A 13798-nucleotide genomic window follows, 5' to 3' on the forward strand; every position below is an offset into this window, starting at 1 on the left:
CTTTTACACCTTCGTAAATTGATGTACTTTTATTCGAATGAATAAGGTCATCAATCTTATTTCCGGACCTAGAAATTTATCTACCGCTCTAATGTATTCCTTTGCACAACGCAAAGATTGTAATGTGTTGGATGAACCGTTTTATGGGTATTATCTAAACAATACGAGCGATCGAGTAGAACACCCTGCTCACGACCAGATCATTCGTACGATGGAGCTAGATGAAACTGCTATTGTCGAAGGCATCAATGCCTTGGCAGCGGTAAAGCATGTCTTTGTAAAAGGAATGGCACATCATTATTTGGCTGAGGATCCTCACTTTATTTTAAATTGGGATACTATTATCTTACTGCGTCATCCTAAAAAATTAATTGCTTCTTTTGCACGGGTTATTGATGCCCCGCAGATACAGGATATAGGCACTCGAAAAATAGCAGCCTTGTTTTCTTTTCTGAAAGCAAACGGAAAGATCCCTATAGTCATCGATAGCGATGAACTGCTGAAAGACCCTAAAAATTATCTAAAAAAGATATGTACACGATTGGATCTCCCATTTTCCGAAGCGATGCTTCAGTGGGAAAAGGGGGGGTTACCAGAGGATGGAATTTGGGCTTCGCATTGGTATAAGAACGTGCATGAATCCAACGGATTTAAGGTGCAAAAAAGTAGTTCGCAAGAATTGCCGGAACATCTAGAGCCCTTGTTGGCAGAGGCTATGCCTTATTACAACAGTTTAAAAGAACATATATTAAAAAACGATTAGCTATGCTTCAAAAATTTGATACTCGAAATAATGAAATTCAAGTGTATGTAAAAGACCGTTTGTACCCAAGGGCAGAAGCTAAAGTTTCGGTATTCGACAGTTCGGTGCAAGGAGGTGATGCCGTTTGGGAAGGCTTGCGTGTCTACCCGGAGGGTATCGTTTGCTTAGATCAACATTTAACCCGCTTGCAAGAAAGTGCAAAAACTTTAGCGTTTGTAGACATTCCTTCTAAAGAGGAGATCAAAAAAGCCATTAAACTAACGTTAGAGGCCAATGAAATGAATGATGATGTACACATTCGTCTCACATTAACACGTGGAGAAAAGATCACCAGTGGGATGGACCCAAGACTTAATCAAAACGGATCGTGCCTTATCGTATTGGCCGAATGGAAACCGCTAGTCTACGATAATTCTAGTGGTATAAAAGTGCTAAGTAGTAGTCAGCGTCGCAATGCTCCTCAATTCTTAGACAGTAAGATCCATCACAATAATTTGCTTAATAACATCATCGCGAAGATTCAGGCGAATGTGGCTGGAAAAGATGCGGGGCTTATGTTGGACGAGCGTGGTTTTGTTGCCGAATTGAACGGTAGCAACCTCTTTATGGTAAAGAATGAGAAGGTGTATACACCCTTTGCACATGCTTGCTTGCCCGGTATTACAAGGAGTACCGTGATCGAAATGTGTCAAGAAATGGGCGTTGCTGTTCAAGAAGCAGATTTGTCGTTGAGTGAGTTGATAAACGCAGATGGTGTTTTTGCTACGGGAACCATGGGCGAGCTTACACCGGTAGTGGAGATTGACGGTAGAGAAATATCTAAAAATGCTCCCCTTATGGAAAACGTATTAAGCTACTTCAAGCAGCAAATACGATCGCGATGTGAATCGCTTTAACAATGCTAAAATTTGGGTAGGGTTACTTTCTTCCTTTAAAAAGAAGTAGATTTACCTAAATCAATTATATCATATACTAGAAGCTCATTTTATGAAACAATTTTTCCTCCTTTTACTATTTTCATTTTCAATTAGTACTCAAGCTCAAACACCTTGTGTTGGTAATACGGCCGATGGTTTTCCGTGCGACGGTTACCTATTACAATCCAACCTACCTCTTACTACATTTAGCGCATCTTCAGGGAATGATTCATGGGGTTGGACAGACCCTTCCGACGGAAAAGAATACGTGCTTATGGGCTTAAATAATGGGACGGCCTTTATCGATATAAGTGATCCTGTAAATCCGGTGTATTTAGGAAAACTTCCTACCCACAGTTTTGACAGTCAGTGGCGAGATGTAAAAGTTTATAATAATCATGCTTTTATAGTGAGCGAGGCAGACAATCATGGGATGCAGGTATTCGATCTTACCCGACTGCGAACGGTCGTTAATCCACCTGTGGTCTTTACCGAAGATGGACATTACGACGGGTTTTTACGAGCGCATAATGTGGTGATAAACGAAGCTGAAGCCTATGCCTATGGTGTGGGTACTCAAACTTTTTCGGGGGGTCCTCACTTTGTAGATATTAGCGATCCCACCAATCCGGTGGCAGCCGGCGGTTTCTCCGGTTATGGATATTCTCACGATGCTCAGGTGGTTACCTATAACGGTCCCGATACTGATTATGCAGGACGAGAGATCTATGTTGGTAGTAATGAAGATGAGGTGGCCATTGTGGATGTGACCGACAAGAACAATCCGGTGGCAATTGCAAGCATAGGGTATTCGAATATCGGGTACACCCACCAAGGCTGGTTTACCGAAGATCAGCGATACTTTATTGTTGGGGACGAGTTGGATGAGTTGTTCTTTGGATTTATGACCCGAATCATCATCATGGATTTTACCGATCTTGATAATCCGCAGTTGCATTTCGAATACACCGGTACCACACAGGCGTCCGATCACAATTTATACGTGTTAGGAGATACGATGTACTTGGCCAACTACAGAGGGGGTATGCGCGTGTATGATATTTCGGATATCGAAAACCAGAACATTATCGAAACCGGTTATTTTGACACTTACCCACCCAACGACAATGCAGGTGCAAGTGTCGGTGACCCCGGTGCGTGGAATGTGTATCCCTACTTTCAGAGCAGCAATTTGATCGTTACTAATTACTCGGATAATGGTGGTATGTTCGTGGTGCGAGACGAGAGTATTTTAAGTGTTAATGAATCAGCAGCACTAAGTGCGACTATTTTTCCAAATCCAACTACAGATGCCTTTAGTATTCGATTAGATGCTATGCCTATTACCAAGGTGGTGGTGTATGATCTCTTCGGAAAGGTCTTATATGAAAATGACCAGATTAACGCTGCTTCTTATACCGTGGATATTGCCTCGTTCGCTTCAGGAATATATATGGTTAGGATCAATGATACCATTAGTGCCAAGATAAGCAAACAGTAGCCACGGAAGCGGTAGTGAGGGTTCGAGATCTTGAGCGTTCTTCTTAGTTACTTCCTACACAAAAGGAGTCGGGGCAGCGATTGCAGCTAGCTACCCTGCCCATGCCTGACCGATTTGGCAGGCAGGCTTGTAGCGCGAAAAGCGCGGTTGACTAAGACGAGGCGGTGAAGTATTCAAGAATTATTGAAGTTTGGGACGGCTTAGGCAAGCCCCCAAGATAAGGGTCGAGAATGGTTCAAAAAAAGCCATTAAAATATTCGTCATTTCCATTGTAAAATTTGAATAGAAAAAACTATCTTTGCACCGTTCAAAAACGGGGTAAGGAACAAAGCCTTATCCAACTAAAAATTAAACACCTACAACATGTCACAAGTTACAGGAAAAGTTGCACAGATAATTGGCCCGGTAGTGGACGTTGAGTTCGCGAATGGTGCTGAACTTCCAAAGATCTACGATTCTCTTGAAGTAGATAACAATGGAAATTTATTGATCCTTGAAGTACAATCTCACATTGGTGAAAACACGGTACGTACCATCTCTATGGACTCTACCGATGGTTTGAGCCGTGGTGTAGATGCAGTTGCAACCGGAGCGCCTATACAAATGCCAATTGGTGAAGAGGTATACGGTCGTTTATTTAACGTGATTGGTGATGCAATCGATGGAATTGGAAACTTGCCGAAATCTGGTGAGAACGGACTTCCAATTCACCGTGAAGCACCAAAATTTGAAGATCTATCAACTTCTACCGAAGTATTATTTACCGGTATTAAAGTAATCGATTTGATCGAGCCGTATGCAAAAGGAGGTAAGATTGGATTATTTGGAGGAGCCGGAGTAGGAAAAACGGTATTGATCCAGGAGTTGATTAACAATATTGCAAAGGGACACGGTGGTTTGTCTGTATTTGCAGGAGTAGGAGAGCGTACTCGTGAAGGAAATGACCTGCTTCGTGAGATGTTAGAGTCTGGAATTATCAAATATGGTGATGATTTCTTACACTCTATGGAAGAAGGCGGATGGGACTTGTCTAAAGTAGACAAGCAAGCGATGAAAGAAAGTAAGGCAACCTTCGTATTTGGACAGATGAACGAGCCTCCTGGAGCACGTGCTCGAGTGGCGTTATCTGGTTTGACCATTGCAGAATATTTCCGTGATGGAGCAGGTGACAGTCAAGGAAAAGATGTACTTTTCTTCGTTGATAATATTTTCCGATTTACACAAGCAGGTTCTGAGGTATCGGCACTATTAGGTCGTATGCCATCGGCGGTAGGATATCAGCCTACATTAGCAACCGAGATGGGAGCCATGCAGGAACGTATTACTTCTACCAAGAAAGGATCGATTACTTCGGTACAGGCGGTTTATGTACCTGCGGATGACCTTACCGATCCGGCACCGGCGACAACCTTTGCTCACTTGGATGCGACAACAGTATTGTCTCGTAAGATTGCAGAGCTTGGTATTTATCCTGCGGTAGACCCGTTAGATTCTACCTCTCGTATCTTAACGAAAGAGATCTTAGGTGATGAGCACTATGCCTGTGCACAACGCGTAAAAGAGTTGTTACAGCGCTATAAAGAATTACAAGATATTATTGCTATCCTTGGTATGGAGGAATTATCTGAAGAAGATAAAATGGCGGTAGGACGTGCACGTCGTGTGCAACGTTTCTTATCACAGCCTTTCCACGTAGCAGAGCAGTTTACAGGGATACCGGGTGTACTGGTAGATATTAAAGAGACCATCAAAGGATTTAACATGATCATGGATGGTGAACTAGATCACTTACCGGAAGCCGCTTTCAACCTTAAAGGGACTATCGAGGAAGCGATCGAGGCCGGTGAGAAAATGCTTGCTGAAGCCTAAGAAAATAAATTTTAATAGATTCTGAAACAAGTTCAGAACGACAAATAAATTTGTCTATGTACTTAGAAATTGTAACTCCTGAAGCATCTATCGTATCCGGCGAAGTTGAGTCGGTAACCGTACCTGGTGTGGAAGGACCTTTCCAGATGTTGAACAATCACGCAGCCATCGTCTCTTTATTGGGGCCCGGTTCGGTGAAATTCCGTGGAAACCCTACTATCGCCGAAGGCTTTGAAAAGAAGTTCGTAAAAGATGCCGATGGAAAATGGGTGATGGACATTCAAGGTGGAACAGTGGAATGTAAGGACAACAAAATTATAGTGCTAGCCGATTAAGGACTGCACTGTACTTATAAGAATAATCCCGAGCTATATGGCTCGGGATTTTTTTTTGGAGAAATGCTTCGCTTCGCTCTGAATGACAGAGGTATGTCATCTCGATCGTATGTGAGAGATCTTTTGATTTGTGCTTGTTATTGCTAGATTCTTCGCTACGCTCTGAATGACAAAGAGATTCTTCGCTACGCTCTGAATGACAAGAGATGCTTCGCTGTGCTCTGAATGACAGTGGTATGTCATCTCGAACGTATGTGAGAGATCTTTTGATTTGTGTTTGTTATTGTTAGATTCTTCGCTGTGCTCTGAATGACAAAGAGATTCATCGCTTCGCTCTGAATGACAATGTAGTGTTAATTAAGATAAATCAACCACCAGTTCTTTCCTTCTGCCCTATAACGCGATAGGGTCTTAAAACCAATGGCATTATGGGCTGCTAACGAACGCCGATTGTCTGTGTCTACTTCAGTGATGATCGTTTCAAATTTTGGAATCACCGCTATTCGCATCATTTCATAGAGTTTCCTGAAGATCCCTTGTCCGCGATACGCTTTCGCAATACAGATCTGTCCCATGATGATATAGTTGTTAATCGTGTCGTCTAATGCTATTACACGTTCAATCTCTTGGATCATGGGTTTAAGAATCTCGATCTCTTCGCCAAAATCTTTATGCATACATAGTGCATACCCCACAACCGTATCACCATCTTTTGCCAAAATATGAGCACAGCGCTCGTTCATTCTAGTTAGCAGGTCAAGTGTATGGTGAACAGTTACAAAGCCCTCTTGTTGCTTTTCTTCGGAAGAAAGCGCGGTAGGTAAATTTTCCTGTTGCAGTTCTAGTATTTGTTGCAGTTCCTCCGGATTAGTAACGCGCACGTAGTGTATCATGGTTACAAGCTATTTAGGACTCATCATCTTTATTTCTACTGATCTTATCATCTATAATTCCAAATAAATAATTGATTATCACGACCACCACGGTGAGTATGGCCAGCTCCCAATAGAGTCCGAAACCTGCCAAACATCCTGCCCCAGCACTGCACCAAATAGTGGCTGCTGTTGTAAGTCCGTGAATGTCTTTACCTCGTTGAATAATAGTTCCTGCACCTAAGAACCCTACGCCTATCACCACCTGACTTAATACACGGGTGCTGTCTACATAATCATCACCTATAAAGCGAACTGAAATCGCTACAAACACAGCTGCTCCCAACGCCACTAGCATATTAGTTTTGAGTCCGGCACTTTTGTTTTTAAACTCACGCTCTATCCCTATAAGTATTCCGGCCGCAATCGCACAGCCAATACGCAGCGCGAATTCGTACACTTCCATAATATTCTAATTTTAATTAAAGTTACTAAAAATCAATTGAAAATATACGCGTAGATCAAGTTGTGCCGAGCACTAAAAAAAAGCATTTTCAAAATGTTGTAACAGTATTAATGCTTACAATTAGCTTCACTATCTTTGAAATATGCTTCCGAAGAAACTTCAGAAAAAATTAGAAGAACGTAAAACAAATAATTCGTTACGCGAGTTACGTGCTCAAAGTGATCTAATTGACTTTTCCTCGAACGACTATTTGGGTTTTAGCAAATCGAAAGCGATCTATAAACGAGCTGCCACTTTATTAAAAGAGCACGATTTAAGGTGTAATGGCGCTACCGGTTCACGACTGCTCACAGGAAATCATGCCCTATACCGCAAGGCGGAAGAATTCATTGCAAACTTTCACGAGAGTGAGGCGGCCCTAATCTACAATAGTGGCTATGATGCGAACGTAGGATTTTTTAGCAGTGTCCCCCAACGGGATGACCTAATTTTGTTCGACGAGCTTTGTCATGCATCAATTCGGGACGGAATTAGAATGAGTGCGGCAAAAGCTTTTAAATTTAAACACAACGACCTACAGCAGTTGCAGCAGTTGCTGGCACAGCAGGGCTCTAAAGAAAAAACTGGGCTTAACCAACGAGAGACCTACGTGGTTACAGAATCTATTTTCTCTATGGATGGTGATGCGCCCGATCTTAACGCATTGGTTTCTTGTTGCAATGAATACGATTGTAAATTGATACTAGATGAAGCGCATGCAGTTGGGGTGTGTGGGGAAAATGGTGCTGGCTTGGTCCAACAGTTACAATTGTCGCAAGCTGTTTTCGCTCGTATAATTACCTTCGGAAAGGCCTTAGGTTGTCATGGAGCAGCTGTACTGTGTAATTCGCATTTGAAATCGTACCTCGTTAATTTTAGCAGAAGTTTTATATACTCTACCGCTCTGCCTCCACATTCGGTGGCTACTATATTAGCTGCTTATGAAGCATTGAAAACAAGCAAAGCACATACCAACTTACAACAGGTATTAGGGCTATTTAGATCGAAATTAAACGAAAACGGACTCTCACCTTATTTTATCGAAAGTTCGGCTGCCATTCACAGCTGTGTGATACAAGGCAATGAGCAGGTCAAACAAATCGCGTTGCAACTTCAAAATGATGGTTTCGATATCAAGCCTATAATGAGTCCTACCGTACCTAAAGGACAAGAGCGACTTCGAATTTGCTTGCATAGTCATACAACCGAAAGTGAGCTCAACGCCTTGTTTAAAGCGCTGAAAAGTGCATTAAAAAACCTTGCTCCAATTCAATTAGATTAAATGTTGAGCCTGTATCTTTGCAGGTATGAATACAACTTATTTCATAACCGGAATTTCGACCGAAGTAGGTAAAACAGTTGCTTCGGCCATACTTACCGAGGCCCTTCAAGCAGATTACTGGAAGCCGGTGCAAGCAGGGGAGTTGGACAATACAGATACCAATAAAGTGCAACGATTGGTTTCTAATTCTAAGACCGTTTTTCACGAAAGTGCGTTTAATTTAACTGCACCGATGAGTCCGCACGCAGCTGCCGAAATCGACGGCGTATCACTTTCAGCAAAAAAAATAAAACGCCCAAAGACCGAGAACAACTTGATCGTGGAAGGAGCCGGCGGATTACTAGTGCCTTTAAATGCTTCGGAAACTATCATGGACCTTATTCATCCGGCCGATCGAGTGATAGTGGTGTCTAGACATTATTTAGGAAGTATAAATCATACGTTATTAACGGTCGAACAACTCAAGCAACGTAATTTTGATGTCTTCGGAATTATTTTCAGTGGTGATGAACATCCTAGCAGCGAATCGATCATTGCCAAAATGAGTGGTGTAAAGATCCTAGGACGCATTTCAGAAGAACCTTATTTTGATGAGAATGTGATTCGCGAATATGCCGAACTTTTTAGATCGAAGTTTAGCAAGACCAAAGACAAATAAATTTCTAGAAACTCAAATAAATGGCGAGCAAAAGTTTACAGCAGCGCGATCAAGCACATATTTGGCACCCTTTGACGCAACATCAAACCAGTGATGCACCTATTGGGATCGTTCAAGCGAAGGGAGCAGTGCTTTATGATGAGGAAGGAAATGAATATATAGACGGTATCGCGTCTTGGTATACTGCTATGTACGGCCATTGCAATCCGCAGATCACCTCTCGGGTATCACAGCAGTTGCTCACATTAGATCAGGTTGTTTTTACCGGTTTTACTCATGCCCCTGCGGTCGAACTATCTGAAAAACTTATTGCAATTCTTCCATCGGATCAACAAAAAATATTCTTTAACGATAATGGATCTACGGCAGTGGAGGCTGCTATTAAGATGGCATTGCAATATCATTTTAATCAAGGGCAAAAGCGAACTACACTTATTGCTTTCGAAAATGGCTTTCACGGCGATACATTTGGCGCAATGAGTGTTTCGGGCCTTTCGGTGTATAACGGTCCGTTCGAAGACTTTTTTTTAGAAGTAGTGCGAATTCCTGTTCCTACTAACCATAATGTGAAAAAAGTAGTGTCTCAATTAAAGCATTTGATCGACACTCAACCGTGTGCGGCCTTTGTTTACGAACCGCTGGTACAAGGTGCCGCAGGCATGAAATTTCACGAGGCGGCAGCACTAGAGGAGCTGTTAAAGGTGTGCAAAGCAAATGACGTTTTATGTATAGCCGACGAAGTAATGACCGGGTTTGGAAAAACCGGCGTGCATTTCGCGTCTAACGTTTTGAATACTCAACCCGATATTATGTGTTTGAGCAAGGCTCTAACTGCCGGCATGGCCGCTATGGGAATTACAAGTTGCACGCAGGCTGTTTATGATGCGTTCTTAGATGACGCCGTTGAAAAAGGGTTTCTTCATGCGCATACCTATAGTGCAAATCCGTTAGCCTGTTCGGCTGCGATCGCGGGGATCGATCTGTTAACTTCGGAAGACATTCAAGATGCAATTCGACGGATAGCAGGACGACATCGCTCATTTTCAGAAAAAATAAAAGCACATCCAAAGGTTGAAGGCGTGCGTTGTAAGGGAGTCATTCTTGCGTTGGAATTAGACGTTAGTATGGAGCGCTATGGTTCGGTACGAAATCAATTGTTTCGGCATTTTATGGATGCAGGTGTGTTTTTACGACCGTTGGGGAATACCATCTATGTACTCCCACCTTATGTTATTACCGATGCACAATTAGATAAGATCTACCAGAGTATAGAGCAGAGCTTTTTATTGTTCTAAGGCCGGAGTTTCTTCTAATAGATCGACAGTTTCGCCTGTACCGGCTGCTTCGAAGCGTAGTGTTTCATATTCCCAATCATCGTTGGTCGTGCTGCCTAACACATGTATAATTCCGGCACCATTTGGGCCTTTAACCGGAATTTCGAAATCGGCCGTGCCATCTCCATTCGTATAATTAATATTGCCGCGAATCATTCCGTCTGCTTCAATGGGTTCTCCCAAAATTTCGACGGCTCGTTCATTTTGAGCTATTCTAGTAAAGGCTTCCTGATAAGGCTCAGATTCAGAAAAGATAGAAGTGACTCCAACAAAGACGGTGCCTACAAAAGCGATTATCAACACTATAAATAATAGGCAACCACTAACAGGAACAGCCCATTTCCAGTTTCTACCGAACCAATTTTTGCGACGAATATTTTCTTCCATTTAATGAAGCTTAGACTCGGTTCTAAACGGTAGAACCGTTATTTTTGCTCCAAAGTACAAAAAATTGCAGCATAAAATATCAATTAACGGCATTGGCAGTATTTCTGCTTTAGGAACCAGTTCGCGTACCGTGTGGGATACGTACAAGAAAGGGCAGCCGTTATTTCATAAAAAAGCACTGCAAGATGACATTAGACCGGTTTGGGTTTCTGAAATTACTTCGGAAGCAACCTCGGAGCTCTTAAAACTTCAGCAAAAAAATACGTCCTACAGCAAACTAGATCGGTCGGTGTTATTGGCAATGCTCGCTACGAACAACGCCATTGGTTCTTATGATTTTCAAAATAAGAACGTGGCGATCAACATTGGTTCCTCACGTGGTGCTACAGGTCTTTTTGAAAAATATCATACCGATTATCTCACGAATAAACAAGTGTCTGCCTATACCTCTCCTACAACTACATTGGGAAATATATCTTCCTGGGTGGCACAGGAGCTTGGAGTGGAAAGTCTTCATATAGATCATTCGGTAACTTGTTCTACCGCTATGCATGCACTGTTAAACGGGATAGCATGGTTGCAATCTGAAATGGCCGATGTCTTTATTGCAGGCGGAAGTGAATCGGCATTAACTCCGTTCACTTTAGCCCAAATGCAGGCATTGAAGTTATATTCGAACCTAGCACATGATTTTGCGTGCGAGTCGATGCGTTTTCAGAAAAAGAAAAATACCATGGTACTGGGGGAAGCTGCCGGTGTAGCTGTTCTAGAAAGAGGGGTATCTGATGCTAGTATGGCAGTCATAGAAGGCTTCGGATTTGCTTCGGAAACCTTAGAACATGGAAGTTCGATATCGAAGAATGCCGATTGTTTTCAGCGATCAATGAAACGAGCCCTCGACAAAGCGGAACTTGAGACCGTAGATGTCGTCATCTTACATGCACCAGGAACGGTTAAAGGTGATATGGCCGAAAAAAATGCGATCGAGAATGTATTTGAAGCTAGGTTGCCATTACTGACCTCCAACAAGTGGATGTTGGGGCATACATTTGCAGCTTCAGGAATGATGAGTATAGAAATGGGGATACATATGTTACAACATAATTCATTTATAGAGAACCCATTTTATGCAAATGCCAGGCACCTTCCGAAGGAATTAAAAACCATCATGATCAATGCGGTTGGATTTGGTGGAAATGCTGTTAGTATAATTCTCTCTAAACCTTAAGGGGAAACCGTTATTTTAATTATTTTTGAAATCATCACACGATTCTATGAGTACGATAAAACACAACTGGACCAAAGAAGAAATACTAGAAATTTACAACAAGCCAATGATGGAGTTGCTTTACGAAGCAGCATCTGTTCATCGCGAATATCACGACCCTAATCAGGTACAGGTATCTACCTTGTTGTCTATAAAAACCGGAGGCTGTCCCGAAGATTGTGGGTATTGTCCGCAGGCCGCACGTTACCACACCGATATTGAAGGGAACGATCTAATGACCGTTTCGCATGTAAAAGCACAAGCATTACGTGCAAAGGCATCGGGAAGTTCGCGTGTTTGTATGGGCGCTGCCTGGCGAAATGTAAAGGACGGGGAAGAGTTCGACCAAGTCTTGGAAATGGTGCGTACCATCAATAAATTAGATATGGAAGTGTGTTGTACCTTGGGGATGATCACCGAGAATCAAGCGCAACGTCTAGCTGAAGCAGGATTGTATGCTTATAATCACAATTTAGATACCTCAGAAGACTATTACAAAGATGTAATCTCAACACGAGCCTATCAAGACCGTATGGATACCATTGGAAACGTACGTAAGACCAATGTTACTGTTTGTAGCGGAGGAATTATAGGAATGGGAGAAGCCGTGGAAGATCGCGCTGGAATGCTGGTAGCCTTGGCGTCCTTAAGTCCGCAACCCGAAAGTGTACCCATTAATGCTTTGGTAGCTGTACCCGGAACACCAATGGAGGAAATAGAACCGATATCGATTTGGGAAATGATTCGTATGGTGGCTACTACCCGTATTGTTATGCCGCAAACCCAAGTGCGACTTTCTGCCGGAAGAACCGATATGAGCCGTGAAGGTCAGGCAATGTGCTTCTTCGCAGGGGCTAATTCGATCTTTGCAGGAGATAAATTGTTAACGACTCCTAATCCCGATGTGAACGAGGATATGGAGATGTTCAAATTACTTGGACTACAACCTCAAAAACCTTTTGTGAAAAAGTCGCAGCCGGAAACGGTAGAAGCACAAGATTCGAAACACCTACCCTTGGGAGAAAAACCTCGCTGGTCACGACCCGGTCATGTAATTGAACGTAACGAGGCTGCCAAGGTAAAAGCAAAAAGATAATATAAGTTAAATAGCGTCGTGTACTATAAAAGTTGGCCGCCGCCAACTTTTTGTATTGAATTGGTGTCTGGATTGGTTATAATGCGATATTCATTCAATGGAACTAAATTGTTTAGTTTTGTACCTTAGATTTGTTACACAATTGCATGCAATTACAGGAGATAGACAGAGTAGAGACCATTAGTAAGGAAGATTTTCTTACGAAGTACTTTAAACCACAAAAACCGGTAGTGATTGAGCGTTTTGTGGAGGATTGGCCTGCTGTAAAGAAATGGGATCTTGACTATATGGCCGAGGTAGCAGGCGATAAGGAGGTACCGCTCTACGACGATCGCCCGGTAACACATGAGGACGGATTTAACGAGCCGCATGCTAAGATGAACATGCGGGATTATATCGCGTTGTTAAAGCGAGAACCCACCAAGTATCGTATTTTTCTTTGGAATATCCTTAAGGAGGTTCCGAAGTTACAAAACGATTTTTCATATCCCGACTTTGGCATTAGGCTTATGAAAGGGCTTCCTATGTTGTTCTTTGGGGGTACCGATTCGTATACTTTTATGCACTATGATATTGATCTTGCCAATATCTTTCATTTTCATTTCCACGGAAAGAAAGAGGTGATCTTGTTCGATCAAGATCAAAACGATTATCTATATAAGATTCCACATTCGTTAATAACGCGAGAAGACATCAACTTTGCCGATCCCGATTACCAGAAATGGCCGGCACTGAAGCAGGCGAAAGGTTTTAAAACACACCTTGAACACGGAGAAGTCTTGTATATGCCGGAAGGTTATTGGCACTATATGCGCTATATTACCCCCGGTTTTTCTATGAGCCTTAGAGCGATTGCCCGCAACCCTAAGAATTTAGGGAAAGCGATTTATAATATATTCTGGATGCGTCATTTCGACAACTTGATGCGACGTTGGAAGGGCCAAGAATGGATAGATCGTAAAAATGAAAAAGCGATCACAAGAACCCATAAGAAGTTAGGTCTTTCGTAAAC

The 13798-nt window shown here is 42.4% G+C and carries 14 protein-coding genes; 11 read left to right on the plus strand and 3 right to left on the minus strand.

Annotation, left to right across the window (positions count from 1 at the left end; genetic code table 11):
• Positions 1-37 precede the first annotated feature (37 nt).
• The 5 genes from DWA30_RS03360 to DWA30_RS03380 all read left to right on the plus strand — a co-directional run bounded on the left by DWA30_RS03360 (position 38) and on the right by DWA30_RS03380 (position 5385).
• On the plus strand, positions 38-763 hold the full coding sequence (locus DWA30_RS03360) for a sulfotransferase-like domain-containing protein (protein WP_114491128.1): 726 nt from the start codon (positions 38-40) through the stop codon (positions 761-763).
• A 2-nt stretch (positions 764-765) separates the two neighbouring features.
• On the plus strand, positions 766-1659 hold the full coding sequence (locus tag DWA30_RS03365) for an aminotransferase class IV (RefSeq protein WP_114491129.1): 894 nt from the start codon (positions 766-768) through the stop codon (positions 1657-1659).
• Positions 1660-1750: 91 nt separating this feature from the next.
• On the plus strand, positions 1751-3181 hold the full coding sequence (locus DWA30_RS03370; RefSeq protein WP_114491130.1) for a choice-of-anchor B family protein: 1431 nt from the start codon (positions 1751-1753) through the stop codon (positions 3179-3181).
• Positions 3182-3544: 363 nt separating this feature from the next.
• Positions 3545-5050 carry a F0F1 ATP synthase subunit beta gene (atpD, locus tag DWA30_RS03375; RefSeq protein ID WP_114491131.1) on the plus strand — a complete coding sequence of 502 codons (1506 nt, stop codon included), beginning with the start codon at positions 3545-3547 and terminating at the stop codon, positions 5048-5050.
• 56 nt (positions 5051-5106) lie between these two features.
• Positions 5107-5385, plus strand: coding sequence for a F0F1 ATP synthase subunit delta/epsilon (locus DWA30_RS03380; protein ID WP_114491132.1), 279 nt, complete (start codon positions 5107-5109; stop codon positions 5383-5385).
• 353 nt (positions 5386-5738) lie between these two features.
• Here the strand turns inward: DWA30_RS03380 and DWA30_RS03385 are convergent, their stop codons facing one another.
• Both DWA30_RS03385 and DWA30_RS03390 read right to left on the minus strand, forming a co-directional pair.
• Positions 5739-6278 carry a GNAT family N-acetyltransferase gene (locus DWA30_RS03385; RefSeq protein ID WP_114491133.1) on the minus strand — a complete coding sequence of 180 codons (540 nt, stop codon included), beginning with the start codon at positions 6276-6278 and terminating at the stop codon, positions 5739-5741.
• A 13-nt stretch (positions 6279-6291) separates the two neighbouring features.
• Positions 6292-6723 carry an MgtC/SapB family protein gene (locus DWA30_RS03390; RefSeq protein ID WP_114491134.1) on the minus strand — a complete coding sequence of 144 codons (432 nt, stop codon included), beginning with the start codon at positions 6721-6723 and terminating at the stop codon, positions 6292-6294.
• A gap of 142 nt (positions 6724-6865) precedes the next feature.
• Here DWA30_RS03390 and DWA30_RS03395 point away from each other — a divergent pair, with 142 nt between their 5' ends.
• From DWA30_RS03395 to bioA, 3 genes are read left to right on the plus strand one after another with little or no spacing between them, the layout of a single operon-like run.
• Positions 6866-8044 (plus strand): aminotransferase class I/II-fold pyridoxal phosphate-dependent enzyme, encoded by a 1179-nt coding sequence (locus DWA30_RS03395; RefSeq protein ID WP_114491135.1) that lies wholly within the window; start codon positions 6866-6868, stop codon positions 8042-8044.
• 25 nt (positions 8045-8069) lie between these two features.
• Positions 8070-8702, plus strand: coding sequence for a dethiobiotin synthase (gene bioD, locus DWA30_RS03400; RefSeq protein ID WP_114491136.1), 633 nt, complete (start codon positions 8070-8072; stop codon positions 8700-8702).
• Between the two features lie 20 nt (positions 8703-8722).
• Positions 8723-9997, plus strand: a complete 1275-nt coding sequence (gene bioA, locus DWA30_RS03405; RefSeq protein ID WP_114491137.1) for an adenosylmethionine--8-amino-7-oxononanoate transaminase — start codon at positions 8723-8725, stop codon at positions 9995-9997.
• Here the strand turns inward: bioA and DWA30_RS03410 are convergent.
• Positions 9986-10423, minus strand: coding sequence for a cytochrome c oxidase assembly factor Coa1 family protein (locus DWA30_RS03410; protein WP_114491138.1), 438 nt, complete (start codon positions 10421-10423; stop codon positions 9986-9988). The genes bioA and DWA30_RS03410 overlap by 12 nt on opposite strands.
• A gap of 64 nt (positions 10424-10487) precedes the next feature.
• On the opposite strand from DWA30_RS03410, the gene DWA30_RS03415 reads away from it, so the two are divergent.
• The 3 genes from DWA30_RS03415 to DWA30_RS03425 all read left to right on the plus strand — a co-directional run bounded on the left by DWA30_RS03415 (position 10488) and on the right by DWA30_RS03425 (position 13796).
• A complete protein-coding gene (locus DWA30_RS03415; protein WP_114491139.1) occupies positions 10488-11651 on the plus strand; it encodes a beta-ketoacyl synthase N-terminal-like domain-containing protein in 1164 nt (387 codons plus the stop codon).
• Between the two features lie 46 nt (positions 11652-11697).
• On the plus strand, positions 11698-12786 hold the full coding sequence (gene bioB / locus DWA30_RS03420) for a biotin synthase BioB (protein ID WP_114491140.1): 1089 nt from the start codon (positions 11698-11700) through the stop codon (positions 12784-12786).
• A 146-nt stretch (positions 12787-12932) separates the two neighbouring features.
• On the plus strand, positions 12933-13796 hold the full coding sequence (locus DWA30_RS03425; RefSeq protein WP_114491141.1) for a cupin-like domain-containing protein: 864 nt from the start codon (positions 12933-12935) through the stop codon (positions 13794-13796).
• Positions 13797-13798 lie beyond the last annotated feature (2 nt).

The organism is Candidatus Ulvibacter alkanivorans (assembly GCF_003333325.1).
In the GTDB taxonomy this organism is placed as follows: Bacteria; Bacteroidota; Bacteroidia; order Flavobacteriales; family Flavobacteriaceae; genus Ulvibacter_A; species Ulvibacter_A alkanivorans.